Origin of the sequence: Paenibacillus guangzhouensis (assembly GCF_009363075.1) — a bacterium.
Taxonomy (GTDB): Bacteria; Bacillota; Bacilli; order Paenibacillales; family Paenibacillaceae; genus Paenibacillus_K; species Paenibacillus_K guangzhouensis.
Window position 1 is genome coordinate 1,021,559 of the sequence record NZ_CP045293.1, and the last position, 26,487, is coordinate 1,048,045.

Annotated in this window: 31 protein-coding genes; 29 read left to right on the plus strand and 2 right to left on the minus strand. The window is 46.5% G+C overall.

Annotated elements, in window-relative coordinates:
* Window positions 1-41 precede the first annotated feature (41 nt).
* Together GCU39_RS04390 and GCU39_RS04395 are read left to right on the plus strand one after the other, a co-directional pair.
* Window positions 42-989, plus strand: a complete 948-nt coding sequence (locus tag GCU39_RS04390; protein WP_152392387.1) for a carbohydrate ABC transporter permease — start codon at window positions 42-44, stop codon at window positions 987-989.
* Window positions 990-1,181: 192 nt separating this feature from the next.
* Entirely contained in the window at window positions 1,182-2,108 is a 927-nt protein-coding gene (locus GCU39_RS04395; RefSeq protein ID WP_152392388.1) for an NAD(P)/FAD-dependent oxidoreductase, read from the plus strand.
* Between the two features lie 67 nt (window positions 2,109-2,175).
* On the opposite strand, the gene GCU39_RS04400 is transcribed toward GCU39_RS04395, so the two are convergent.
* On the minus strand, window positions 2,176-3,420 hold the full coding sequence (locus GCU39_RS04400) for a helix-turn-helix domain-containing protein (protein WP_152392389.1): 1,245 nt from the start codon (window positions 3,418-3,420) through the stop codon (window positions 2,176-2,178).
* A 153-nt stretch (window positions 3,421-3,573) separates the two neighbouring features.
* Here GCU39_RS04400 and GCU39_RS31760 point away from each other — a divergent pair, with 153 nt between their 5' ends.
* The 23 genes from GCU39_RS31760 to GCU39_RS04515 all read left to right on the plus strand — a co-directional run bounded on the left by GCU39_RS31760 (window position 3,574) and on the right by GCU39_RS04515 (window position 22,794).
* Window positions 3,574-4,113, plus strand: a complete 540-nt coding sequence (locus GCU39_RS31760) for an MFS transporter (protein WP_227793440.1) — start codon at window positions 3,574-3,576, stop codon at window positions 4,111-4,113.
* Between the two features lie 94 nt (window positions 4,114-4,207).
* A complete protein-coding gene (locus tag GCU39_RS31765) occupies window positions 4,208-4,984 on the plus strand; it encodes an MFS transporter (protein ID WP_227793441.1) in 777 nt (258 codons plus the stop codon).
* 233 nt (window positions 4,985-5,217) lie between these two features.
* Window positions 5,218-5,400, plus strand: coding sequence for a hypothetical protein (locus tag GCU39_RS04410; protein ID WP_152392390.1), 183 nt, complete (start codon window positions 5,218-5,220; stop codon window positions 5,398-5,400).
* Between the two features lie 108 nt (window positions 5,401-5,508).
* A complete protein-coding gene (locus GCU39_RS04415; protein WP_152392391.1) occupies window positions 5,509-6,414 on the plus strand; it encodes a sugar phosphate isomerase/epimerase in 906 nt (301 codons plus the stop codon).
* Window positions 6,415-6,470: 56 nt separating this feature from the next.
* Window positions 6,471-7,397, plus strand: coding sequence for an aminoglycoside phosphotransferase family protein (locus tag GCU39_RS04420; protein WP_152392392.1), 927 nt, complete (start codon window positions 6,471-6,473; stop codon window positions 7,395-7,397).
* 36 nt (window positions 7,398-7,433) lie between these two features.
* A complete protein-coding gene (locus GCU39_RS32370) occupies window positions 7,434-8,414 on the plus strand; it encodes a GNAT family N-acetyltransferase (RefSeq protein WP_152392393.1) in 981 nt (326 codons plus the stop codon).
* 185 nt (window positions 8,415-8,599) lie between these two features.
* Window positions 8,600-9,178, plus strand: a complete 579-nt coding sequence (locus GCU39_RS04430) for a TetR-like C-terminal domain-containing protein (protein ID WP_152392394.1) — start codon at window positions 8,600-8,602, stop codon at window positions 9,176-9,178.
* Between the two features lie 90 nt (window positions 9,179-9,268).
* A complete protein-coding gene (locus GCU39_RS04435; RefSeq protein ID WP_152392395.1) occupies window positions 9,269-9,853 on the plus strand; it encodes a permease in 585 nt (194 codons plus the stop codon).
* 161 nt (window positions 9,854-10,014) lie between these two features.
* Window positions 10,015-10,236, plus strand: coding sequence for a DUF4177 domain-containing protein (locus tag GCU39_RS04440; RefSeq protein ID WP_152397086.1), 222 nt, complete (start codon window positions 10,015-10,017; stop codon window positions 10,234-10,236).
* A 209-nt stretch (window positions 10,237-10,445) separates the two neighbouring features.
* Complete coding sequence (catA, locus tag GCU39_RS04445; protein WP_152392396.1) at window positions 10,446-11,105, plus strand: type A chloramphenicol O-acetyltransferase; 660 nt, start codon at window positions 10,446-10,448, stop codon at window positions 11,103-11,105.
* An 88-nt stretch (window positions 11,106-11,193) separates the two neighbouring features.
* Window positions 11,194-12,015 (plus strand): VanW family protein, encoded by an 822-nt coding sequence (locus GCU39_RS04450; protein ID WP_152392397.1) that lies wholly within the window; start codon window positions 11,194-11,196, stop codon window positions 12,013-12,015.
* Window positions 12,016-12,240: 225 nt separating this feature from the next.
* Window positions 12,241-12,651 carry a hypothetical protein gene (locus GCU39_RS04455; protein WP_227793442.1) on the plus strand — a complete coding sequence of 137 codons (411 nt, stop codon included), beginning with the start codon at window positions 12,241-12,243 and terminating at the stop codon, window positions 12,649-12,651.
* A gap of 252 nt (window positions 12,652-12,903) precedes the next feature.
* Entirely contained in the window at window positions 12,904-14,976 is a 2,073-nt protein-coding gene (locus tag GCU39_RS04460; RefSeq protein ID WP_152392399.1) for a class I SAM-dependent methyltransferase, read from the plus strand.
* 58 nt (window positions 14,977-15,034) lie between these two features.
* A complete protein-coding gene (gene thyX, locus GCU39_RS04465) occupies window positions 15,035-15,745 on the plus strand; it encodes an FAD-dependent thymidylate synthase (protein WP_152392400.1) in 711 nt (236 codons plus the stop codon).
* Window positions 15,746-15,806: 61 nt separating this feature from the next.
* On the plus strand, window positions 15,807-16,682 hold the full coding sequence (locus GCU39_RS04470) for a class I SAM-dependent methyltransferase (RefSeq protein WP_152392401.1): 876 nt from the start codon (window positions 15,807-15,809) through the stop codon (window positions 16,680-16,682).
* Between the two features lies 1 nt (window position 16,683).
* On the plus strand, window positions 16,684-17,211 hold the full coding sequence (locus GCU39_RS04475) for a GNAT family N-acetyltransferase (protein ID WP_152392402.1): 528 nt from the start codon (window positions 16,684-16,686) through the stop codon (window positions 17,209-17,211).
* 134 nt (window positions 17,212-17,345) lie between these two features.
* Window positions 17,346-17,921, plus strand: coding sequence for a GNAT family N-acetyltransferase (locus GCU39_RS04480; protein WP_152392403.1), 576 nt, complete (start codon window positions 17,346-17,348; stop codon window positions 17,919-17,921).
* Window positions 17,922-17,993: 72 nt separating this feature from the next.
* Window positions 17,994-18,380 (plus strand): hypothetical protein, encoded by a 387-nt coding sequence (locus GCU39_RS04485; protein WP_152392404.1) that lies wholly within the window; start codon window positions 17,994-17,996, stop codon window positions 18,378-18,380.
* 16 nt (window positions 18,381-18,396) lie between these two features.
* The gene (gene pheA / locus GCU39_RS04490) at window positions 18,397-19,221 is read left to right on the plus strand and encodes a prephenate dehydratase (protein WP_152392405.1); all 825 of its coding nucleotides are present in this window, start codon (window positions 18,397-18,399) and stop codon (window positions 19,219-19,221) included.
* Window positions 19,222-19,242: 21 nt separating this feature from the next.
* Window positions 19,243-19,872 carry a VOC family protein gene (locus GCU39_RS04495; protein ID WP_152392406.1) on the plus strand — a complete coding sequence of 210 codons (630 nt, stop codon included), beginning with the start codon at window positions 19,243-19,245 and terminating at the stop codon, window positions 19,870-19,872.
* Between the two features lie 78 nt (window positions 19,873-19,950).
* On the plus strand, window positions 19,951-20,922 hold the full coding sequence (locus tag GCU39_RS04500; RefSeq protein WP_152392407.1) for a S66 family peptidase: 972 nt from the start codon (window positions 19,951-19,953) through the stop codon (window positions 20,920-20,922).
* A gap of 117 nt (window positions 20,923-21,039) precedes the next feature.
* Window positions 21,040-21,687, plus strand: coding sequence for an MSMEG_1061 family FMN-dependent PPOX-type flavoprotein (locus GCU39_RS04510; protein ID WP_152392408.1), 648 nt, complete (start codon window positions 21,040-21,042; stop codon window positions 21,685-21,687).
* 66 nt (window positions 21,688-21,753) lie between these two features.
* Window positions 21,754-22,794, plus strand: coding sequence for an undecaprenyldiphospho-muramoylpentapeptide beta-N-acetylglucosaminyltransferase (locus GCU39_RS04515; RefSeq protein ID WP_152392409.1), 1,041 nt, complete (start codon window positions 21,754-21,756; stop codon window positions 22,792-22,794).
* Window positions 22,795-22,863: 69 nt separating this feature from the next.
* Here GCU39_RS04515 and GCU39_RS04520 read toward each other — a convergent pair whose 3' ends face one another.
* On the minus strand, window positions 22,864-23,097 hold the full coding sequence (locus GCU39_RS04520; RefSeq protein ID WP_152397087.1) for a hypothetical protein: 234 nt from the start codon (window positions 23,095-23,097) through the stop codon (window positions 22,864-22,866).
* A gap of 129 nt (window positions 23,098-23,226) precedes the next feature.
* On the opposite strand from GCU39_RS04520, the gene GCU39_RS04525 reads away from it, so the two are divergent.
* The 4 genes from GCU39_RS04525 to GCU39_RS04540 all read left to right on the plus strand — a co-directional run bounded on the left by GCU39_RS04525 (window position 23,227) and on the right by GCU39_RS04540 (window position 26,463).
* Window positions 23,227-24,069, plus strand: coding sequence for an aminoglycoside phosphotransferase family protein (locus tag GCU39_RS04525; protein WP_152392410.1), 843 nt, complete (start codon window positions 23,227-23,229; stop codon window positions 24,067-24,069).
* Between the two features lie 68 nt (window positions 24,070-24,137).
* Window positions 24,138-24,857: a LysM peptidoglycan-binding domain-containing protein gene (locus tag GCU39_RS04530; protein WP_152392411.1), complete on the plus strand. Its 720-nt coding sequence runs from the start codon at window positions 24,138-24,140 to the stop codon at window positions 24,855-24,857.
* 73 nt (window positions 24,858-24,930) lie between these two features.
* Entirely contained in the window at window positions 24,931-25,329 is a 399-nt protein-coding gene (locus GCU39_RS04535) for an MmcQ/YjbR family DNA-binding protein (protein ID WP_152392412.1), read from the plus strand.
* Window positions 25,330-25,506: 177 nt separating this feature from the next.
* Window positions 25,507-26,463, plus strand: coding sequence for a 3'-5' exoribonuclease YhaM family protein (locus tag GCU39_RS04540; RefSeq protein WP_152392413.1), 957 nt, complete (start codon window positions 25,507-25,509; stop codon window positions 26,461-26,463).
* Window positions 26,464-26,487: the final 24 nt, after the last annotated feature.

Sequence of the window (26,487 nt, forward strand, 5' to 3'; positions counted from 1 at the left end):
GCGGAAAAATTAAAGGGGGGATTGTTCTGAAACAAGTGGTTATGAACAAGAGAGCAGCGTATGTCCGGTTAGCTCGTGAGAAGCAGCCGTTCCTTAAAATGCAGAACTGGGCTTGGATCCTCGTTCGTGCGATCCTCATCATCGGGCTGTGCTTCGTCATTATTTACCCGCTGTTCTTCAAAATATCAATCGCCTTCAAGGATCGGGTGGATATGCTCGACCCGACGGTTCTCTGGCTGCCGAAACATTTTACGCTCGATAACTTCAAATTTGCGGCGAATACGTTGCATTATGCGGATACGTTTCTCAACTCGCTACTGATCTCGGTGATGACGACCGTACTGCAAGTCATATCGTGTTCACTCGCTGCGTTTGGGTTTGCGAGGCTGAAATTCAAAGGAAGCGGGATTCTATTCGCGCTGGCGGTCTTCACGATTGTCGTGCCGTCCCAGACCCTAATGATCCCGACGTACTTGAACTATCGTTTCTTTGATTTGGGCGGCATAATCAGCTTGTTCGGCGGAGGAAACGGGATTAACCTGTTGGATAGCTATTGGCCGTTCATTCTGCAGTCTGCGATGGGGATGGGGATCAAGAGCGGATTGTTCATTTTCATCTTCCGCCAGTTCTTCCGCGGCATTCCGAAGGAGCTGGAGGAGGCGTCATACATGGATGGATGCGGCATTCTCCAGACCTTTTACCGGGTCATGCTTCCGAACGCGATTCCGGCAATCGTCACCGTCTCCTTGTTCTCCTTCGTCTGGATGTGGAACGACAATTACTACGTGTCCTTGCTCTTAACGCGGATCAAAGTCTTATCGACGATGCTGCCGACGATGTGGACGGCAACGCAGTTCGAAGACGGATTATATGCGTATATGATTAAGAACACGGGCGAATTGCTGTTCATCGCACCGATTATCGTGCTCTATGTGATTCTACAGCGTTATTTCGTGGAGAGTGTGGAGCGCACAGGGATTGTCGGGTAACGGCGATCTCATAGCGAATCTTACAATAATATCATGAAGAGCCCACCCAGCATCTGCCGGGTGGGTTTTTATTAGGATGCGCACCATCGAAATCGAAATCGACTGGAAACGTATAACAGGGAAGAGACAAGTGTATTACTAGATAGCATAAATGACCTGAACGTCACAGAAGCTCAAGGAGAATAAGGAATCGTGAAGGATACGAATATGTTACTGGATGTCGTGATTGTCGGGGGCGGGCCTGCCGGACTTAGTGCTGCACTCTTGTTAGGGCGTTCTTGTCGGCAAGTCGTCGTCATTGATGCAGGCAGAGCAAGGAATAACGTGACGCAGGCATCGCATGGTTATCTAACGAGAGACGGGGTGAAGCCGTCTGAGATCAAGGCAATAGCCTTAGAACAAATGAAGGCGTACCCTAACGTACACGTCGCGCAAGATACTGTTGATCAAGTGAAGCATGATCAAGGCATATTTCACACGATAACCCGAAGTGGGCGTATCTACAGCTCCAAAAAAATCATTTTTGCGACAGGGATGCAAGATCATCTCCCGCCGATTCCAGGTTTAGCAGAAGTCTATGGCATTTCCATCTTTCCATGCCCCTATTGCGATGGATGGGAGCGCAGGAATGAACCCTTAGCCGTATTTGGGAATGGAGAGAATCTTTATCACTACGTCCAGACGATATATAGCTGGAGTAAAGACTTGATCGTGATCACGAACGGACCTTCAACCATCACGAGTGAAGAACGAAATGAAATGGAAGCACGCCAGATCAGAATCATTGAGACGGAAATCACGTCTCTTACATCCCAAGAGGGCAAGCTCGATCAGATCGTGTTCCGTGACGGTCAATCGATTCGTCGAAAAGGCGGATTCCTGCTCGATACGGGTCCCGAACAAGCGACACGCATCCCGGCGGTCTTAGGCATCCCTCTAGATGAAGGGGGCGCTTATGCAACAACGAGTGATTACGGTCATACCGCTGTCGACGGTGTCTACATTATCGGGGATGCGAAGAATTCGTTCACGGGTGTCATTGGTGCCGCGCGCGAAGGCTATTACATAGGAGAATTGATCAATAAGGATTTGATTGAGAAAGATTGGAATACGTATTGAACGCACAGAAATCGCCACTCTGGTCTCTCGTATGAGATGCAGGGTGGCTTTCTTGTGGGTGCCGTCGTTAGGTAGAAGGCAGGTTCTTGCTGTTGCGATACTGCTTCGGCGTTACTTTCGTATACTTCTTGAATATTTTCGAGAAGTAGCTCTGGTCGTAGAAGTTAAGCCGCGCGCAGATATCCGAGAGCGAATATTCGCTGGAAGCGAGGAGTACCTTGGCTTCTTCGACGCGTTTGCGCTGGGTATATTCGCTTAGCGATATGCCGACTTCGCGTTTGAACAACTGAGATAGATAGCTCGGATGCAGGTCGGTCAATTCCGAGAGCTTCTGCAGAGAGATCTCCTCGTGCAAATGGTTGAAAATATAATGCTGGCACACGGTTACCGCTTTGCTATAGCTCTGCTCGTTGCAGGCTCGCACACGGTCGGTTAGCTCGAGGAAAGCATCTAGCTCCGTGTTCTTCAATTGCTTCAAATCTGTTAATTCTTCGATATGTTGGATGTAGATATCGCTCAGGGTAAAGGCAACCTCCGAATGAAGTCCTCCTTCAATCGCTGCACGCGTGGCGATCGCGATTCCGATAATGGAGAGATTCTTGCGGCTGCGCAAATGGCTTTTCTTCGATAGAACGCCGAGCTGTTCTTCAGGCAGAGCAGCGAGACTCTTGAAGAGCGCTTCGCGATTGCCGTCTCGCACACTATTAAATACACTGCGTTCGATGGCAGGGTCGTGATGATAGTGGTTATTCTGGCGGCGATTCGAGACGTCAAGATCAATATTGTCGATCGTATCGTCGCCGATCTCGAGCTCATGATTCTGCTGCAGCACTTCGACGATATCGAGCTTCTGACGATAGATCAAGAAATAGAGCATTAGGCTTGCATTCAGCAGGTCCATCATATTCAAGATGGGCGCATGTTCGTAATATTGCACGATCGATTGTTTATGCTTATGGGGAAGTTGATAATCATGAATCAGTTTATCCAGCGTCTCCTTGCGCATCTCCTGATAGAGAGAAGGGCCTACAATGATTGTACCGAACTGCTCGTCGTGCTCAATACGAACGGCGAAGAAATTCCCAAGGAAGCTCGTTGTTCGCAGGATCGGAAACCCCGCAGGATGCTCAGGATCCGCAAGTTGACTATACAGCTCTTGGATGTGCTGGGTGAAGGGGTTGTCATGATAAGGATAAGTTAATTCATATGCGACGTCACCCGACGCATGGATATAGACGGTTGGCATTTTATAATTCTCGAACATGAGCTTGCAGATGTATTCGAGTTCTTCGAGTAATAATCTTGGCTCCATGTTGCATGCACCTCTTAACCTTGAAATAATGACAAGGAATTTTGAAGGAAATACAAATAATATTGATAATGTACCATAAATAGCCGCTGGATTGCATTAAGATGATTTCACAGCACTGATGTAAGCGCTTTATTTTATGAGGGGGATGAATCCATGTCGGCAAAGCAAGTGGGTTGGAAAGAGCGTATCAGCTATGGGATTTCGGATACGGCATCGAATTTGATTTTTCAGATGATCTCGATTTACTTGATGTATTTCTATACCGACGTCTATGGATTGAGTGCAGGAGCGGTAGCCACCTTGTTCTTAATTACACGGGTGCTCGATGCGTTCGCCGATCCGGTTATGGGGATTATTATTGACAAGACGAACAGCAAATGGGGGAAAAGTCGGCCGTATTTCTTGTGGCTCGGGATTCCATTCGCCGTCATTGCGATGCTGACTTTCTTGACGCCGGATTTCGGCGATACGGGGAAACTGGTCTATGCTTACATTACGTATACCCTGTTAGGTCTTGTCTACTCCGGCATTAATATTCCGATTACGTCGATTCTTCCCAGCTTGACTAGCAATCCACAAGAGCGTACGGAGCTCGCCTCAGTTCGGATGTTCCTCGCCTTGGTCGGCATGATGGTCGTATCGATCGGAACATTGCCGATTGTTAATGCGCTTGGCGGCGGGAATCAGCAGTGAGGTTTTTTCTACACGATGGTGCTCTTCGGCATCATTGGCGGAATCTTCTTTTTAATTACGTTCTTAAATGTGAGAGAGCGGGTAACGACGGGGCATGAAAAACCGCTGCCGATCCGAGAATCAGCTCGTGCGATCCGAGGAAATTGGCCCGTGGGTGGTACTGCTCATCTCCGGGTTCCTGCAGATGGGGATTAATGCGATGCAGACGCAATCGGCGATTTATTTCTGGACCTATAATATGAAGAAACCGGACATGGTCTCGCTCGTGATGGGCATTAATATGCTTGCGCTAGTGACCCTCGTCCTTTCCTCTTTCGTAGCGAAGCGGATTGGCAAAAGGAATACGTCGATTCTCGGCTCTAGCTTGATGATCATCGGTTTTACCGTGGCTTTGATTGGCAGCTATCAATTATCCGAATTGCTGCTTCTGACAGGACTCGTGATTAACGCACTAGCGATAGGCTTTAGTATGAGCATGGGCTTCGCGATGATTGCGGATGCGGTTGATTATGGGGAGTGGAAATCTGGCGTCCGTGCGCAAGGCTTGTTGTCTGCGGCGACGAGCTTCGGAGCAAAGGTCGGAATGGGTGTTGGTGGGGCATTATCCGCTGCGCTCTTATCATGGGCGAATTATGTGCCGAATGCGGCGCAGCAAGCAGAATCGGCGCTGAATGCCATTCGGATCAACTACTTGTGGGCACCGCTGATCTCCGCAGGGTTAGGTATTGGTCTGATGCTCTGCTACCAGCTCGATAAGAAGCTTGGCATCGTGACGAAGGATCTCGAGCTTCGAAGAGGGGCGAATAGGAAGACGAATGGGAGCGGCCCGAAGGGAAATCCAACGCACCCTGGAACGCCAGTGAGCAGCTAGTTAAATCAAGCGACCTTAACGCGAAATGTCTCCGCGTGAATGGTCGCTTTTTTTGTTTTCACTCGACAACTCCGTCAACGGATCCACTTATGATAGATTTGTATTAAAATGGATATATCGGTAAAATGTTGATCGTGCTAGTCTATTAGGAAGAAGATGACGTACGTAGAGAGGAGTTGCTTATGCGTAGTGTCATAAGAGGAATGCTAGAGTTTATTAGGATGAGCGTGTTGATGATGCTATTTATCACGCTGGTTGGACAATTGGAGAGCTCCATCCTGAAGTCATTGGTCGGCGATGAAGGATTCGATAACTTTCGGCTCGGCGGGAATCTGATGTTCCTTATCGGCAATCTGTTGTTATTTATGGTTATATATCGGAACAAATTACAGAGGTTGGTATACGGAGCATGCTGAACGTCTCCCGAAGCAGGTTGCTCGCATGATGTTAGGCTGCGCGTGGACGTGCATTCTATTGCCATTTCTGATTGCATTTTTACTATAGAAGATGAGAGGGATGAAATCATGAATCGGTTCATGATCGGTCAATATGGTAGCTATGACGAGGCGAAATATGAGCGAGATTTCAGAGCTGGGTTCTGGGGTGTGGAGGCTTGTCTATTCACAGACGATCAAGATCTGGAGAAGCTAGCGCAGCAAGCGGAGCTGCATAAGTTTAACATTGGCATTCATTTTCCGCTGCGGGCAGGCCGATCGAAGTTAAGAGATGCCCTGTTCTTGGCGCAAGACGATACATTACGGGCAGAGGCATATCAGCTTGTGCAAGAAGAACTGGAGGCGGTGATGCAGTTGAGTCCGGCGTATGTGTTGTTCCATTACCCGAAGCCTGTTATTCTTGATGACCGTGTGGACTGGACGCCATGGCGGTTCAGCGATCCGGCGGAATTCGTGATGCAGAGCGAATATGCACTGGAAGACCTCGTGGATAAGAGCGAAGTGTTGTTCCAGTGGCTGACCGATCGCGGTGAGACGTATCATTTTACCCCAGTCCTTGAATTTGATGCGCTATGTCCATATTTGCTTGAATCGGATTATCTCGTGAGCTTGCTTGAGCGATATCCGACGATTCGACTTTGTCTCGATATGGGTCGTCTGTTCCTGCAGGAACAGGTCGATCCAAATTTTAATGCCCGAGCCGTGATTCGGAAATATGCGAAATATGCGGACGTCATCCATTTATGGACACTTCAGTATCAGAATGGGGAAATCATTCACTATCACTATCCTGTGCTACCGGAGCAGAAGGAAGCAGAGGGCTGGGCACCGATCGCCGATTACTTGCGAATTGTTCGTGAAGCGCAGCCGCATGTCAACATTCAATTCGAGCATCAGTCGAATCTGATCTCGGATGAAGATTTGTCGCGATGTTACGCGTGGGTGGAAGGTATGCTGCGGGGGGAAATAGCTTGATGTGCGAATCGATGATAGAGATGAAAAGAAATCGTTAGTACAAGGGAGACAGGATCATGCAAAATCATCTAGATCAAATCAAGAATATCGAATCGTATATTCCGGTTCTTCAAGGATATCGGGAAGCTGTTCATATTGACAAAGGCTATTCACCTGATCAAAAATTCATGATACGTCGTGCGAATGGAGATCAGGTGTTGTTGAAGGTATTCCCGCTTCAGGACTATGCATGGAAGGAGAAGGAATATCAGACGCTCCAGCACATGGCAGACTATCAGGTTCGATGCTCTAGACCCATTACGATCGGCCAAATCCCTGAGCTAGGCTTAGGTTATATGATTGTATCTTATCTGGAGGGTGAGGATGGGGAAGTCGTTATTCCTAATCTCACGGAGGAAATACAAGTTCAGATCGGTTATCAAGCCGGGCAAGAACTGTTGAAAATCACGCAGATGCCAGCCCCCGCTTCCATGCCAAGCTGGTATGAACGCAAGCTGAAGAAGCATAGACGATATGTGGAGCAATACCGAACTTGCGGCTATAGAATGCGAAATGATGATAAAGTGTTGGCATTTATCGATGCGCATATTCATCTCATGATCGACCGCCCGAACCGCTTCCAGCATGATGACTACCATCTGGGTAATCTTATCCTGCGAGATCAGCAGCTGCAGGGAGTTATTGATTTTAGCGCATTCGATTGGGGGGACCCTGTCCATGAATTTGTGAAGGTTGGCATTTTTTGCAGCGAGACGAGTGTTCCATTTTCAATCGGTCAGATTCGAGGGTACCACGATGGAGAAGAACCGGATGAGCTGTTCTGGAAGCTGTACGCATTATATCTAGCGATGACCTTGATATCCTCGGTGGTATGGGTGTTGAAGGTGAAGCCTGAGGAACTGGACATGATGATGGACAAAATATATCGCGTACTGGAGAATCATCACGATTTTGACGAAGTTAAACCCAATTGGTATGTGTAAGTACGAATATATTAAATCAAAGAGGAGCGATGTGACATGACTTACCCGATTCGTGTTCGAGCTACAGCACTCGTGATAGAGAATGATTCGATCTTGCTCGTCGAGTATCGGGATGAGGAAGGTGTACATTATAATCTGCCTGGCGGCGGAGTGGAGCCTGGGGAATCAGTGACGGAGGGCGTACACCGCGAACTGATGGAAGAGACGATGCTCGAGGTGACGATTGGCCCGATCGCTTTCGTCTATGAATATGCACCGCATTTAAACAGGCAAGATGCAGGATCTGATATTCATACACTGTATCTGGTGTTTGAATGTACTCCGATCGAAGGATCACGTCCGAGATTTCCGGACCGTCCAGATGGCGATCAGTCTGGGGTCCGATGGATTTCGCTCACTGAACTGGACGACATCATTTTATATCCGAATATTAAATCACATATTAAGCAATTTGCGAGCAATCGGAGAACGATTGAACTGATCGAAGATCATCAACTGGAGCCTTATCCACCGCAGGTGGAGCTGCGAGAGCTTCAGTCGGAAGAGGATGACGCACTCTATGAAATGGTTCAAGAGATAGGCGAAGGTCAGAATGGCTTCATCAATAGTCTGTATGCGAGCGATCGGGAGGGGTTCCGAGCACGTCTATGTAGGAATGTTGAATATGCGCAGGGGCTGAACTTGCAGGAAGGCCATGTACCACAGACAATCTTTTGGTTCTACGTTCAAGGTCAACCCGTTGGGTACGGGAAGCTGAGGCATCATCTCACAGACCAATTACGCGAGCATGGTGGGCATATCGGATATATCATCAGACCGTCTGCGAGAGGCAAAGGGTATGGGAAAATGGTGCTGCGTGAACTGCTAGTGGAAGCTCGAAGTCGAGGCATTCGTGACGTATTGCTCACTTGTGACGCATCGAATATAGCATCGCGTAAGGTGATTGAGGTGAACCAAGGGGTGCTGACCGAATCGACAGAAGACGCTTGTAAGTATTGGATTTCGTTATTCACATAATGCACACGCATCGATGACATTTTGTTAATTGAAAGCGCCCGGTCTATGAGCAGATCGGGTGTTTTTGTGTTAAGGAAAATAATGGTTGAAAAAACTAATGGTATTAGTTATGATAAAACTAATATTATTAGTTTTTGCTTTGCACAGTGTGATGCAACCATCAAACATAGAACGGAGCAAACCAAATGTCCCCAAGAATCGGAGCAGATCTGAACACAATCGTACAGACGGCCGTTGAAATTGCAGATCAAGATGGGTTATATGAAGTTACATTGACTCGAGTGGCCCAAAAGTTAAATATTCGCCCGCCTTCCTTGTACAATCATATCGATGGTTTGCATGAGTTGCGGAGGCAGATGGCGATTTACGGTTTGCATGAGCTGTATGCCGCATTATTAGAAGCGAATGCTAATGTTAAAGAACTGGATCAAGGGCTGCATGCGATCGGCGAAGCCTATGTCGATTTTGCTCGTAGGCATCCGGGTCTATATGAAGCCACATTCCAAGCTCCCGATCCGAGAGACCCTGAGGTTGAACGTGCGGGAACAGAGATTGTGATGTTTGCAGTTCATTTCTTAAGCAGCTACGGGTTGGAAGGAGATGAAGTGATTCACGCAACACGCGGGTTACGAAGTATCCTGCACGGATTTGCCTCCCTAGAACACAAGGGAGGGTTCCGAATGCATCTTGAACGAAATGAAAGTCTGCATGTGATTATTGATACGTTTATCGCAGGAATTCGTAAAAGGGAGCGAGGAGAATGAACTTTATTTTGTTTATGATTCTTTTTGTGGCAGGCTGCGGATATTTGGATACTCGTGCACGGCGGTTGCATGAAAAAGGAGGGAAGTAACATGTTTGCAGGTCATTTTGGTCTTGCTGCTGCCGTAAAAGCGAAGGCGCCACGGTTACCGTTATGGGCACTTATGCTAAGTACACAATTATTAGACGTTGTCTTTATACCATTTCTTTTAACTGGGAAGGAAACGATTGAACCGATATCTGGAGAGACAGGGTATGGCGCAAACGTGATTCATGCAGATTATACGCATTCGCTCATCGGAGCATTGTTTATAGCAATAATAGCTGGATGGGGGGCGTGGCGGTTGTGGGGCAGACGAGGCGGAGTTACCATTGGATCGATGGTATTTAGTCATTGGTGTCTCGATCTTCTCGTACATCGTTCGGATCTTCCCATACTCCCTGGAAATTTCGGCAATCTTCCTTTGCTTGGCTTCGGGTTATGGCAATATCCTGTTATGAGTATCGGACTCGAGTGTATCTTACTCATCAGCGGTATTATTCTATACTATCGATCATTCTCTAGAATAAACGAACATCGTCGAGGTCGTCGCTGGGTTATTGCATCGACCTTTTTCATGAGCTTATTGTTCCTTTTGGCCATGGTTACAGACGCATTCAATCTTTCTTTAGATTGAACCAAGCGATAACTCTTCAAGGTGAATAATCGCGAGATACAAGGATGCCGTGGAATGAAGCAGTTCATTTCACGGTGTTTTGTTATGGGTTCTATGTATGAATGATGGTACAATGAAGTTTGATAGAGGTAGAACGAGGAAATATATCTATTATTTTGGTGATGAAAGGATGGAAGTTCGTGTACGAGAAATGGGAATACAGAACGTTGAAATTCAAAACCGGTGGGTTCATGGGCGGCAAAATTGATGAGGAGGAGTTCCAAGAAGAGTTGAATCGTCATGGTGACGAGGGATGGGAGCTCGTCTCTTGCTTCGATACGAGCCAATCTTCGGGGAGTTCCAGGGATATCGTCGTCGTGTTTAAGCGAAAAAAGAACATGTAGTTAATTAGGTGTAAGAGATATGAGGTATGCATCGGTGCTTAGTGAAGGATAACGAACAGGATGCAGCATCGACATTCATGGGATATAATAGAAATAAGCTGCGATTGCAGTTAAATAATCCATTTATAGGATAGTGATAAGGACATGAAGAAATCCGTCGATGTACCCTCCTAGAACGATCAATTCATCATCCTAGGAGGGATTTATTCATGCATTTTCATGTAATTGATAGGAATCACTGGCACCGTAAACCTTATTTCGAACATTATTGGCATCATTCGAGATGTACGTTCAGTATGACGGCGAATCTGGATATAACTACAATAAGGCTAGAAGTAAAGCGTCAGAATATGAAGTTGTACCCCGTGCTTCTGTATATGTTGTCCACCGTGGTTAACCGTCATCGCGAATTTCGAACATGTATGGACTCGGAAGGCAGATTAGGCTATTGGGATTGGATGTCGCCGAGCTACACCATTTTTCATGAGGACGATACGACCTTCTCCTCCATTTGGACGTTATATAGCGAGGAGTTTCACATGTTCTATCGTCGATATCTCGATGATTTGGACCGATATGGCAGTATCAAAGGCCTGATGACCAAAGAGAACGAACCGCCGAATACGTTCCCGGTTTCCAGCATTCCATGGGTCAACTTCTCAAGCTTCAACTTGAATATCTATAACGAAGGCACGTATTTACTGCCTATTTTTACAATGGGTAGATATAAGGAACGAGATGGTCGAACCTTATTGCCCTTGGCTGGACAATTCCACCATGCGGTATGCGATGGGTATCATGCCGGACTAGTGTACAATGAACTTCAAGGGTTAGCAGATACGTGTGAGCATTGGCTGACTCACTATTAATCAAGTGAACGGGCGTGTTGTGGCAGCAACAGCCCGTTTCTTATGTGCGCATAAACCTACAGATTTCTTCATTGATTGGAGGATTCCTATGAAGCCCAAAGTGAGATCGAAGCTTCGATTGCGGTTAGGTCGGTTGTATTTTACGGCGAAGCGTTATGCGGAATGGTACTTCGGATCGGTGAGGTTCGCGACCAAGCGGATAGGCGATGAGTTAGATTATGCTGTGATGAAGCATCAGACCCCGCTATTAAGGCAGTTGAAAGATGTAGATATGTGGCTGCAGCACAACAAAATCACGAATTTGAAGATTGCAATGAAGCGAATTCATCGGATTGTGATCCATCCTGGGGAGACATTCTCCTACTGGAAGACGATAGGCCAGCCGAACCGGCGAAAAGGATACGTCGAAGGGATGGTCCTATTCTATGGTAGTTTCAAACCCGGGGTAGGCGGGGGCTTGTGTCAGCTGTCGAACCTCATCTACTGGATAACCTTACATACGCCGCTCGAGGTGACGGAGAGGCATCGGCATAGCTATGATGTTTTTCCGGATGCGAATCGTACGCAGCCATTCGGAAGCGGGGCGACTTGCGCCTATAATTACCTGGATCTTCGAATTTATAATCCAACCGATCAACCTTATCAACTATGCCTTCATATTGATGAAGAATATTTGTACGGAGAGTGGCGGACGACCGCTGTACCGGTGCACACCTACGAAGTGTACGAGAAAGAACATCGGATCACTCAAGAATACTGGGGAGGTTACGCGAGACACAACTCGCTTTATCGCAAAACATACAATCTTCTAGGCGAGCTGCTTGCCGATGAATACATTACCGAAAATCATGCGCTGATGATGTATCAACCTTTTCTAACGTCGCAGGCAGAGGATGTAGTGAAATGTTGAGGAAAGGACTCAAGATCATGGGCATCATCGCCGTTGGCATCATTGGATTATTCTTCGTCATTCAGTTTTTGGTTATGGTCGTGGTCCTCATGGGTGGATTTCATCCAAGTTGATCGATGAGGGAGGAAGGGTTCTATCAAAATACGAATTATAGGTTCATGCGGAAGCGGCAAGTCAACCGTAGCAAGGGAAATATCAAAACAATACAAAATACCTTCCTATGAGTTGGACAATTTAGTATGGAACAATCATCAGCGATATTCGGATATTGAACGTGATTCAAAACTTGCAGAGATTCTTCAGCGTAAGGATTGGATCATTGAAGGCGTACACTATAAATGGGTCCTTGATAGCTTCCGGGATGCAGACTTGATCATCGTGATGATTCCGAATAGATTAATCAGAGATTTTTGGCTCATTCGAAGATTTATTAGAACCCGTATCGGATTGGAAATTTGGAATTATAAACAGTCTGTTCGTAATTTGATTGAGATGATCAAATGGAATAAGAAATATGACAGAGAGCATATTCATCATATTCTGGCTTTAACCGATAGCTATTCGAATAAGAGAATGGTAGTTAGAAATCAGGATGAAATTCTATCTCATGTTGCCAAGTGGCTGAGAAAGCGATAGCAGTGTACGAAAGCGAGGAGCAGATAGCATGCCTGTAGAATCACGACTTCATGATTATTTTTCCTTGAAAGCATCGAAATTAGAATTTAGTGGTTCGGTATTGATTGCAAGTAAGGGCAGGATTATCATGAGCGCAGCGTTTGGGCTAGCGAATCGAGAGCATGCTGAATGGGGAAATTGTTAGTGGGAAGTAAAGAATTGCCACGATTCGTTGATTTATTCATGGCAAGCATTTGGGAGGATCACATCACGATGTTGAAATCACTTCAAGCGATCATTGATTATCGTACTGATAATAAAGAAGTTCAGGATAGACCGCAGTGGCTGCAATATTTAATCTCAGCTGAGGAACGTGTCGTAAATATCGAACGGATTCATTCTTTACAAGAGCTGGCACAGGCGAATCATATCTTGGATTATGTCGAGCGAAGCTTGCGGCTGTTGGATCGGATGAAGCTCTCCTTCTGGATGAAGGAAGTATTGGAAGAGGTGCTGTGCTGGGCCGAGGTAGCGAAAGGCGGAACGGTTCGTGATCGAATTGCGTGGCAGCGACGAGGAATCAATTATAATGTGCATAATCATGGATCCGCAGCGTTATTCCTAGAACATGCCGAAGATCCGCAAGGTGCGCGTACCCTGGTCGTTCATCGGTTGATCGAAGGGCACGGGCTGATCGGTCAGCAAATTCGCGGTGAAGTCCCTTTTTCAGAAAGCATTGTGTTATCGGACCTGGTCGCGGAGCGATGGATGACTTCCGTAGAACTAGAGTCACTGCTCCTTGCACTTAATCAATGCGTGATTGGAGCGGTTGATGAGAATTTATGGCTTGCCGTTCAATCTGAAGTGGAGGAACGAAGCCGGTATATCTCGAGCCATACGACATTCTCGAACGAGCCGACCAAGGAGCGTATTCGTAGACTCCGTGCAGCTTCCATTCGCCGAGGAGAAGATTTTGATGCGGCGTATGATACATTAGCACGAACATATGCGCTGGAAGAACAAATTGAGCCGATTCAATCAGTAACGTTATGGTATGTCGAAGCAGCGATGCAGCATTTTTCGTTGGAACAATTTCTGAAAATGATCACGTTGACTGTACAGCAGAAGATGCAAGGCGATACGCTGAATCATATCAGCTTCGAGAAACTGATGAATACGATGTACTACGACTATAAAGGGTCGAAGAAGATCAACGTCTACAAACAACGGATCATTGAAAAATATCTGGGTGAACTGACTTGGGATGCGATCGAATCGGGAACAATGACGGACCATAATCCTCATCTGACCCATTTGGTAGAACAAATGAATCCTATTCCGGATACCGTGTTCTTCGAGTTCAAGTTCTCACCAGCTGCGGAGAAGCTCATCGAATTCTGTGTTGAAGCCGAAAAGTCTTCCTTATATGATCGGGCAGTTTTGATGTTATTTGATCTGTTCGAGCTGCGACGGGATGCCTATGATCGGTTCCATAACGAAGAAGAATATTTAGCGGATATGAACCAGACAGCAGATTATAAGAAGGTAATCCTTGATTATATCGTCGGCACATCGGTGCTGGATATCGGACCAGGTGGCGGGGTGCTTCTTGATCTTATTGAAGAGCGGATGCCTCAGGTCACGCCGATCGGTATCGATATCTCGACGAACGTCGTTGAAGCGTTGAACCGGAAGAAGCAGTTAGAGGGCAGGCGCTGGGACGTGATGCAAGGAGACGCGCTGAACCTGAAAGATGATATTCCTGTGGGCAGCGTGGATACCGTTATTTTCTCGTCCATCATTCATGAACTCTATTCTTATATTCCATTTCAAGGCCGTAAATTTAATTTCGATACCATAGGCGCAGCACTCAAGAGTGCATTTGATGTACTGGCACATGGGGGGCGCATCATTATACGTGATGGCATCATGACACATCCGAAGGATCAATGCCGTAGGGTTCGATTCTTGCAGCAAGACGGAATGATGTGGCTGGAACGGTATTGCAAAGACTTTGCGGGTCGGCAGATCGAAATGGAGCGTGTGAGCGATAACGAGGTGATGATGCCTGTCAATGATGCAATGGAATTCCTCTATACATACACTTGGGGTGAAGAGGCCTATATCCATGAGGTACAAGAGCAGTTCGGATATTTCACACTGCCTGATTACTTAGCATTCATTCATGCGACGTTAGGGACGGAGGCTCATATCGTGACGAGCCGAGCCTATCTTCAAGCAGGGTATACGGAAGCACTCCAAGATAAAGTCGTGATTACAGACGAAGCCGGACGAGAAGTTCCTTTACCGGATAGCACTTGCTTCATCGTTATCGAAAAACGATAGATTTCCATTGGGAAAATCAGTAAAATGGTAGAATCTGAGTGGAAGGGGTAATAATAACATGTCAATTATCGAAGTACTGGATAAAGGGTATGTCCGATTGGTTAATCATATGGGATCGGATCTGACGGTCGCGAATGCGGCGCGTGTATCTTATGCGAAGGAGTCCAATGAACTAAATGAAAAAGACATTCGGTTGATTAAGTTCCTGGCACGCGAAGGGCACACATCGCCATTTCGGCATGTCATTTTGCAATATGAGATTTATGCACCGCTTATGGTAGCAAGGCAGTGGTGGAAATACGTAATCGGTTCGGCGCATGCGGAAGGAACAGGCGATAGTCTGGAGGCGTGGAACGAATCAAGCCGCAGATATATTACCGAGGAGCCGACATTCTATATCCCCGCATCCGATCAATGGCGTAGTAAGCCGGAGAATTCCAAGCAAGGCAGCGGTGACATCTTGAACGAGGAAGTTGGGATGAAGTTAACCCAAGAATTGCTAGAATATATCGAACTTGGCGTTCAGAAATACGAAGCTGCCTTAGCAGATGCCGTATGTGCGGAGCAAGCGAGACTCTTCCTGCCTTCCTATGGCATGTATGTACGTTGGTATTGGACGGCATCTCTGCAATCCGTATGCCATTTCCTCAATCAGAGACTGGAACATGACGCGCAGAAAGAAATTCAAGATTTCGCCAAAGCGATTCTCGAATTAAGCAAGCCGTTATATCCCGTATCTGTTCAAGAGATGATGGCAACAACCGAATAGTGAATGCAAATAGCGGCGATCCTTTGTTAAAAATACGAATAGGAAAGTAGAGAACCAATAGATGTCAGAATACATTTGGGATCAACAGATCGATTATTTACAGAACACGCGTTGGCTCTATTATAATGATGACTATTTGAAATTTTTAGTTCGGGATGTATGGCACATTGATCGTCCGGTGAAGTTAGTAGATTTCGGCTGTGGCTTTGGCTATCTTGGGTTGAAGCTGCTCCCATTGTTACCGGTGGGATCGAGCTACACGGGACTTGAGAAGGGCACGGAATTGATTAAGCGTGCCGAGGATATATTCACTAACTTGCCGTATGACGTAGAGTTTATAAATTGCGATATCGAGACGATAGAGATAGAGTCCCAATATGATATCGCGCTGAGTCATGCTTTTCTATTGCATATGACGGATCCGCAGCTCATTCTCCAGAAAATGATTGATAGCGTATGTGACAAGGGGCGAATCATCTGTTTCGAACCGCATTGGATCGGTAACGCATCCAATTTTGCAATGCATGGCGTAGATCAATCCAGCGTGCTTCGGCTTGGTGTCTTGCAGAAGTTGTATGAGCAAGATGCAGGACGGAGCGGGAAGAATGGGAATATCGGTATGCTGCTGCCTATACTATTCAGTCAATTGGGGCTCAAGAACGTCGAATGCAGGGTCAGCGACCGCGTCAATTTCCTGGATCAGAACATGGATGAGGGGAAAAAGGACGTACTATTTCGATCCCTACGTGAAGAAGGATTTGGCTACTCGCCTGAGGACTCGGATGAATCGATCCTGCGTCTCGTCGGACGGGGCTTATCCGTTGAAGAAGCACGGGAACAGATTGCAGCAGAGCGGCGATTCGCGGCAGAGTTCACGGAACAAACGTGGCTCACCTATGCACCTAATATGAAAATTACAAGTGGAACGAGGCAATGACATGATTCAATATCACGTATTAAGGGAAGATCAAGTTCATCAATTGCAACAAATCGATCGTTCGGAATTCATTGACTTCATCTATGAAATGCATGACGGGCAATTAACGGAAGTTAAGGCAGGACATGAATGCTCGACTTGGGATGCAGATGTTCTTAATGAAATTCAGGAACGTTTTGTGTACGAGATACGCCATGGCGGGCTGGCTCTCGGAGCTTTCGATGGCGAAACATTAGTCGGATTCGGTGTGCTGGCGCATCAGTTTCGCGGCGAGTATAAAGATCGGCTGCAGATTGATTTGATGTATGTATCCAGAAATTATCGGAGACAAGGGATTGGCACACATATTATGAATGAATTGAGCGATGAAGCGAGACGGCGCGGTGCGAAGTCGCTGTATATTTCTTCCACAGAGACAGAGTCGGCAGTGTCCTTCTACCAGAGTCAAGGCGGTCGAATCACGGATACCGTAGATCCCGAATTGTATAGCAAAGAACCATTGGATATTCACATGACGAAAAAATTATAATGTAAATCAACATCGGGTTGTTATGGAGCTGTTCCTGGCGGTGGTCGCTGGGGCAGCTTTTTTACATGAATTCAAGATAGATAAAAATCTTCTGATTTGGTAAGATGTGTAATAAAATGCGGGAGGTGCTTCGGATGAAACTACCGATCTTATTAGATTTTCCAGATCGATTCGAGACGGAACGTCTATTGGTTCGATCGCCGCAGCCTGGGGATGGGAGAGCTGTCTATGAAGCGATCGTCGCATCCTTAGAAGATTTGAAGCCGTGGCTTGGTTTTGCCTATAACGAACAATCGGAAGAACAATCAGAGGCAAATCTACGCGAGGCGCATGCGAAATTTATGCAGCGAGAGGATTTAAGATTGCTTATTTTCCACAAAGAGACACAGGAATTCATCGGCTCTTCTGGACTACATAATGCCAATTGGAACATCCCGAAATTCGAGATTGGTTATTGGATCGACTCGCGACATGCAGGCAAAGGCTATATGACCGAAGCGGTACAAGGGATTGCCGCATTCGCATTCGACATGCTAAAGGCGAAGCGCGTAGAAATTCGTTGTGATCGATTGAATGCGAGAAGCCGCGCCGTTGCGGAACGAGCGGGTTTTGAGCTTGAGGGCACGCTGCGGAATAACAATCTGTCCACGGATGGGCAGGAACTGAGGGATCAACTTGTTTTCTCGAAGATCAGAGCAGACAAAGCCTGATACAAGATAATCAACATTTGGATACAGACATCAGTGATAGATTTCATTCGAAGCGAAAGGAATGATTCACACATGATGAAATCACCCGGAGGTTCCATTTTTCCATACCCTTATAAGGGCGGTGAAATTCACTGTCTGAAGTATGGGAGTAAATATACAAATGAGGCAGCTCTGTTTACAGTTATGCAGCAGGAAGAAGCGTTCATCCTCCAGATGAATCGAAAGCTCAAGATTTGGGTGGACCTCTATCATACGACGATCACAGCGAGGGTGCTGTCTGAACTCGTGAATCATCTGAGAAATTTGGAGGAACGCATCGTGAAGGTGTCCTTTGTAGGTGTAACGGGAATTAATCGATGGCGGCTGCAGCGGCAATTGAAGCGATCAGGCGTTCATTTGATTTTTTCTTTTTATGCAGATCCTGAGGAAGCGAAAACTTGGTTGGTGAATGAGCATTAGGAGGAAGAAAGAATCGATGAAAGTTGCATATCTTGGACCTCAGGGTACATTTTCGGAAGAAGCTGCTTACCGATATTTTGAAGGAGAGCATGTCCAGTTTGTTCGATGCGATTCTATCCCTGAAGTCATCGAAGCGGTTGGAGAACACCGGGTCGATAAAGGGATTGCACCTTTGGAAAATATGATGGAAGGCACGATCAATATGACCATCGATAGCCTGCTCTCTTACAAAAATGTGCTTATTGAAGGAGAATTCTTGTTACCCGTCTCTTTGCATCTTCTCGCGAATGAAAATACCGCACGATCCACGATTCAAGAAGTATGGTCCATACCGCCGATATTCACACAAAGTCGTCAATACATTCGAAGATTAGGCGCGAGATGCGTCAATTATGATAGCTCTGCCTCAGCGGCTTCGCAGGTCAAGAGAAGTGGTCGGACCGATGTTGCGGCGATTGGACCCGCATTGCTTGCTGAATTATATGATCTGCACATCCTAGAATCAAATGTTGAAGATCATCCTGATAATGAGACCAGATTCATTGTTATGAGTAGAGAGGAAGTTAATGAACAGCAGTGCGAAAAGGCGATGTTTGTCATTACGCCAAATGAAGAGTATCCTGGGGTCCTTTCTGCTATTTTGAACATATTTAGTGCGCTGTCTATCAATCTATCTTGGATTGAATCTCGACCTACAGCAAGGAAGTTAGGTACGTATCGGTTCATTTTGGAATCGGATCGTAATTGCGATTTTGAGACATTGAACAAAGCAATCACGATATTAACTACACTTGGCCATGAGATAAGGTTGTTAGGAAGATATGATTCGAGGCAGAAGTGAGAACCGACGGGAGTTCTGAAAATGAGAATCAAACAACTCAAGTTAAGAACAACGAAGCTCCATGAAATGAGAGAGTTTTATTTAACTTTTTTACAAATGCCGTTGTTAGAGCAGACCACCACTTCATTTACGGTCCGAGCTGGAAATACGATGCTTACTTTTGAACAAGGTACAGAGGATCCTTTCTACCACTATGCCTTTATTGTGAATGCAGCTAATTTTGATGAGTTGCTCGGGCGGATCCCAACATTTACACCACTTCTAGTAGACAATGAAGGGGAAACATTATTCTTTTCAGGGCTTTGGCAGCGTAGTCAGGCCTATTTCAAAGACCCGCAAGGCAACATTCTTGAGATTTTACCCAGTACAGAGATGTATCCCCCCGATCAGACGTGGATCAAAGTTCAAGAAATAGGTGTGGTCGTTGCCGACATTAATGATTTGATCACCGTCATTCAAAATGTGAAGAATATATATATGAACACCTCTGATAGAATGGCATTCTATGGAGACGAAGAAGGTGTGTTTGTACTTGTAAAAGCGGGAAGGCATTGGTTTCCAACGAATGAACCGGCTATTTCCTCTCCTATAGAGGTGCTTATTGATGAAGATCTTGTTGAGGGGAAGGTACTCGGTATTGTATTTGGATGAGTATGATCCCTTTTGTTGTAGGGGCGTTCGTAATCGATTAACATTGTCCTTAAGAAGTGAATAGATAGGAGAGAGACTATGAGAGCACGTAAACTACAACCAGGTGATGAGATTCGCATCATCTCTCCATCCCGGAGCATGGCGATGATCGCAGAGGATCAACGGGAGCTGGCGAAGAGAAGAATTGAAGCGCTTGGATTTACCGTCACGTTCGGGCAGCACTACCTTGAAGTGGATGATTTCATCTCGTCACCGATCGCGGCGAGAGTTCATGATCTGCATCAAGCTTTTCTAGATCCGAACGTAGCGGGGATATTGACGACGATTGGCGGTTATAACTCGAACCAGCTGCTTAGCGAGATCGATTTCTCCATCGTTCAAGCGAACCCGAAGCGACTGTGCGGCTATTCCGATATTACAGCGCTCGGCAATGCCATCTATGCTAGAACAGGATTAATCACTTATTCTGGCCCGCATTTCTCGACGTTTGGGATGCTGCATGGACTCACTTATACGATAGACCATTTCCGAAACATGATGATGGAGGACGAAGCGATCACTGTTCTTCCTTCGGATACATGGAGCGATGACCCGTGGTATCTGGATCAAGAGAGCCGTGAGTTTATCCCGAATGGCGGATCTTATGTCATCCAAGCAGGAGAAGCAGAAGGTATAATCATCGGCGGCAATCTCTGCACGTTGAACCTCCTGCAAGGCACGGACTTCATGCCGAGTCTCGCGAACGCGATCCTATTCATTGAGGATGATCTAGAATCCTCTCCGCAGACCTTCGATCGAGATTTACAATCCCTGATTCACCAGCCGGGATTCGATGGTGTGCAGGCGATTGTCATCGGTAGATTCCAGAAGGCATCAGGAATGACGCAAGATTTGCTTCGTCAGATCATAACATCTAAAAAAGCGTTAGCCCACCTTCCGGTCATTGCCGACGTGAACTTCGGGCATACCACGCCGCAGCTAACTTTCCCGATTGGCGGACGTGCTCGCGTCATTGCAGGCGAGGAGATCGAGTTGATCATTTCTGAGTGAACGAATTCCTTGGTACCGATATCGTATGCAATGCCAGTTCGTGCAGAATGGCATTCATGAATCCGCATTAAAGCAAGGGATTGAACGAGCGTACGCTAATAAGGAGGTAAAATAGACATGGACAGATTTCGTGAACAGTTATCTTCCTTTGAAGATTTAGAACTATTTCGACAGACGATCGGTTACCCTGGGACGATGGCTGCGAATAAAATAAGAACTTCATTGGATGACGGGGCCAGAGCCTTTATCGCGCAGACGCCATTCATTGTGATATCGACCTCAGATGCAGATGGATCCTGCGACAGTTCACCTCGTGGTGATGCACCGGGTTTCGTATATGTGCTGGACGATACGCATCTATTTATCCCGGAACGGCCAGGCAATCGCATCTTAGACTCGGTTCGCAATATTTTATCCAATCCTTCGATTGGTATTTTATTTATGATCCCAGGCCTTGAAGAGACGTTTCGTATTAACGGGAGGGCCTGTGTCACGCGGGATCCCGAGTTGCTGCGATTAACTGCTGTGAGAGGGAAGGAGCCGCTCATGGGCATTGGTGTCGAGATTGAAGAATGTTATATGCACTGTGGTAAGTCGCTGAAACGCTCTGGACTATGGGATCAAGAGACATGGCTGTCACCTGAAGCGCGTGTGTCGGCTTCGAAGCTGTTAGCCGCGCATATTTCGGCGAACACGCAGACTTCAATTTCAGTAGACGAGGTAGATAAGTCGCTGCAAGAGAGCTACACGAAACGGTTATATTAACCAAGAATTCCATTGTTGAAAAATACATCAATCGAAGCTTTACACAACATCCGAGGTGATAGCATCATGGCACAAAAGAAGCGAATTCTGTTCACGGGCGGCGGTTCTGCTGGACATGTGACAGTGAATTTGGCACTCATCCCGAAGTTGCAAGCGATGGGCTGGGATATTCAATACATGGGCTCCAAGCTGGGGATTGAATCGCAACTCATTCATCATCTGCCGGAAGTGCAGTACCACAGCATTTCAACAGGCAAGCTGCGTCGGTATATAGCAATCGAGAATTTCAAAGATCCGTTCCGCGTCATTCACGGGGTCTACGAGGCATACCGGAAAATTCGCACGATAAAGCCCGATATCGTCTTTTCCAAGGGTGGATTTGTCTCTGTTCCTGTCGTATTGGGCGCATGGCTCAATAAGGTTCCGGTCATTATCCATGAGTCAGATATGACGCCAGGGCTTGCGAATAAGATTGCATTGCCATTTGCGAATAAGATTTGCCTTACTTTTAAAGAGACCGGTGATCATATGCGGAGTACCAAAGCGATGCATGTGGGGGCGGTTATTCGCGAAGAGATATTCCTAGGGAATGCGGAGCGGGGCAGGTCGCGGGTTCGTTTTGACAAGAAAACGCCAGTCCTCCTTATCATGGGCGGAAGCCTTGGTGCGCATGTACTGACGAAGACGTTCCAAATTGTGCATATCTGCGGCAAAGGTCAAGTGGATCGTGCGACTCGTCATCCAAGATATGTGCAGTACGAATATATCCATGAAGAGCTTGCGGATGTGCTCGCAATGACAGATATGGTCATTACCCGAGCAGGATCGAACTCTATCTTCGAATTTCTTGCGCTTAACAAGCCCATGCTGCTCATACCCTTATCACGCGCGTCCAGTAGAGGCGATCAGATTCTGAATGCGGAGTCCTTCCACCAGCAGGGATATAGCGAGCTGCTCATGGAAGAAGATCTAACGGATGCTTCGTTTCTTGCAAGCATAGAGAAGCTGTATACGCGTAGGGAAGAGATTGCATCCAATATGCGAGCATACAAGCGTCATGAGGCTGTGGATCGTGTGTTAGAGCTGATTGGGAAAGTCGCAAAATGATGGATATGTAGATGGAAAAAAGTCCTCCCCAAGCATACCCGCTTCGAAGGAGGACTTTGTCTTATTCGGTTAGAAGCAGCATCTTCTTCGTTCACTAATAAGAACAATGGCTAGCAAGTCGAAGAGTACGAGAGGGATGATGAAAGGGAACCACGAGATGTGTACTTTCTTGTTGGGGTCTCTTGGTTGATCCATTTGGAGATAGACTTTATCACTGCTGACCCTGACGATTTTGCCGCGGTACGTGATCCCTTGTCTTGTTGTGATTTGTACGCATTTATTTTGATACATTTTACTTTTCATATAGACATCCGAAGTATTCAAATAGGGCGCCCCCTTTCATGTCTTGAGGATACTATAGGATATGAATGGGATATCGAAAGGGTGTGGGTCGTCCCTGAGAATATACTTATCGGAAAAGAGGCAACAGACATGCAAATGGAAGAAATCATGCTCGAACTGCAAGAACAGGGAGTCATTCCCTATCAGATGAATACGTGGAAAGTGCTCAGCGGCGGGACGGTTAGTTCTGTCTATGCGCTTCTTTTAGAAGATAGACCAGAGCTCGTGGTGAAATGGAATGATCCGAAATCTATCCAGGCTGAATCTGCGTATTTAAGAACCTATGACGGTAATCCGCTATTCTCCCAAGTGATCTATGTGGATGCTCAGCATCGCTACTATGTCTACACCTATCAGCCTGGCGAGAACCAATATCCAAGCATACAAAAAGCAGAAATGCTGGTGACATTGGTCACGATGGTTATCAATCATGTTCATGTTGTGGGAGATTCCGATGGGTATGGATATGTGGACGAACCTTCGACATCTTGGAAGGATTTCTTGCTATCCCGATATCAATGGGCTCAGCAGACCATTGCTGAACGGTTCACACCTACAGAACATGAATACGTCGAACAACTGATCCAGACGACGTACAGCCAAGCTATGCCATGCTTGCTCCACGGTGATTTTGGCGTACATAATTTTCTATTCCAACAGGGGGAATTAACAGGTGTCATTGATCCCATTCCTACGATCGGTGAACCTCTATACGATTTGATCTATGCGTTTTGCTCATCGCCTGACCAATTGGATACGGATACGATTCAGCTGGCAGTTGAACGGATGGATCCAAAGTTTATACTTGGACGCGATCTGAAGAGTGAAGTAATCATTGGGCTGTACTTCCGGATCGCGACCTGTATTTTGCACCATCCGCAAGATTTCGAAGTGTATATTGAAGCATGGGAATATTGGAATAAACGAAAATAAACAAGTCACGATTCACTTCACTCCAACATAAGATGCTGGGTAAATGTCTATATGTAGGAGGAATCCAGATGTATCGAGTTCCGTATCAACCCTATTATGTTCAGCCTGTTCCACAACTATATTCATATCCTTATCCATGTCCTTATCCATATCCTGTTGCACCGACGTTCTATCATCCCTATATGAGTACTCCTGAAGACATGCGCTGGTCTAACAAAAAAGCTACCAAACCAGCCGACTGCTGGAACAGAGCCGAAGTTGAACTGAACAATCTCTGGCGGTTGGTCTGGGAGCAGCATGGCGCTTGGACGCGTATGGCGATTATGTCCATTGCAGCTGGAACGCCGGATGAGACGGCTACGGTGAATCGTCTGCTTCGTAATCCAGGGGACACAGCAGCTGTACTCGAACCGTATTATGGTGAGGCGGCTGCGAACCGGTTTAAGCAACTGTTAACGGATCACTTCGAGCTTGCGGTGGATTTGGTGAAGGCGGCCAAAGCAGGTGAAGCGACAAAAGCAGCGGATATCGAAGCGAAATGGTATAAAAATGCGGATGAGATTGCTGCATTTCTAAGCTCGATCAATCCATACTGGAATGAAGCAGCGTTTAGAAAGATGTTGCACGACCATTTAGGCTTTGTGAAGGATGAAGCAGTTCAACAATTGAACCAACAATATGAACAAAGTATTGCCACGTATGATAAAATGGAACAACAGATACTGGACATGGCAGATCACTTTACACGAGGTATGACCCAGCAGTTTCCGGCGAAGTTCGGCTGTTAGAATATTTTAACGTCTCCCGTAAGGGAATCTTAGGCGAAAAGCAAATGAGGAAGTTAACGGAGGTGAGCCATCCATGGGATACGAACATCAACAGCTGACGTCAGAGGATGCGATTCAAGCATTGCAGCATGTTAGGGACATTTGCAGCATTTTTCCACTCGTAGAAGAACACGTCGATGGGTTCGGGCACACCTCCCTTCGTGTGAAGGACAAGCCCTTCATTATCATGGGGGAAGATCAGGAAGGCGTCTCGCTCTCCATTCGGACAAGTCTATCAACGCAAGAAATTCTCCTGAGTCAGGTGGACAGTCCGTTTTATAAGACGCCATATATTGGCCAACACGGGTGGGTGACGCAGCAGATCACGTCTTCAACGGATTGGGATGCAATCGTAGATTTCATACGAGAGGCTTATTTACGGACGGTGCCGAAGAAGCTTGCTGCGCTTGTGCAGTCTCAGGAAGAAGATTAAATGGACAAGAAAGAAGCCCAGGGTAACCTGAGCTTCTTTCTCGTAGCAATCTATATAAATGTTGTTGGGGGGCGTTACTGATGTTCTTGCTCTCTTGCTATGTACTTAGTATAGAAGCGAAAGATGAATAGAAGATGAGACGAACCTTAAAATAAGATAAAAAAAGAGGAGTTTTGCATCAAAATGATTAAAAATATGGTCGTTGGCGATGAAGTTATTAATTTTTTTCTATTAAAAGAAGCCGAAGTGAAGCAGACACGCACGACACCTGCCAAAGATTATTTCGATATGGTCCTCTCGGATCAGAGCGGCGATATTCCTGCGAAATTCTGGGATGCGACGCAGACGGATAAAGAAACCTTCTTCCCAAGGCAACTCGTCAAAGTGAAAGGCATTGTCCAGAGCTATAATGACCGCTTGCAGTTCAAAATCGAGAAAATCAGGCTAGCAAATGACGATGACGGTGTGCAGTTGACGGATTTTATTCGAGCTGCACCAGTGCCGGCTGAACAATTGGTAGAGACCATTAAGCGTGTGACTGCGAGTATCGAGCAGGATACGGTTCGGCGAATCGTTGAATTCTGCGTATCGAAGACGGAGGATAAGCTTCCGCATTATCCAGCTGCGAAGTCCAACCATCATGCTTATTTTGCAGGGCTTGTCTATCATATTAACCGTATGCTAGAACTAGGTGAATTTATATGTCAGCAGCGGCCTTATCTGCGCTCGGATCTTGTCAAAGCGGGGATTATCCTGCATGACATTGCGAAGCCCGAAGAGATGATCGCGGAGCTTGGGATTGTCTCGGATTATAGCGTATCAGGCAAATTGTTAGGACATCTGGCGATTGCCTATGGCTGGATTACGGAAGCGGCCATTCATCTTCAGATTCCGCTGACCGATGAGATCGTCATCGCACTTCAGCATATGGTGCTCTCTCACCATAATCTAGGGGAGTGGGGAAGCCCGGTACAGCCGCAACTCCCTGAAGCTGTCGCTCTTCATTATATTGACCAGCTCGATGCGAAACTTCAAGCGGTCGAAGACGCGCTGGCCACGACACCAGCAACAGAGCCTTGGACCAAACCGATCCGGGTGATTGAGAATAAGCCGATCTATCGCTTGAATTGGTAGGAAAGAAGGCCAATCCACCCTATC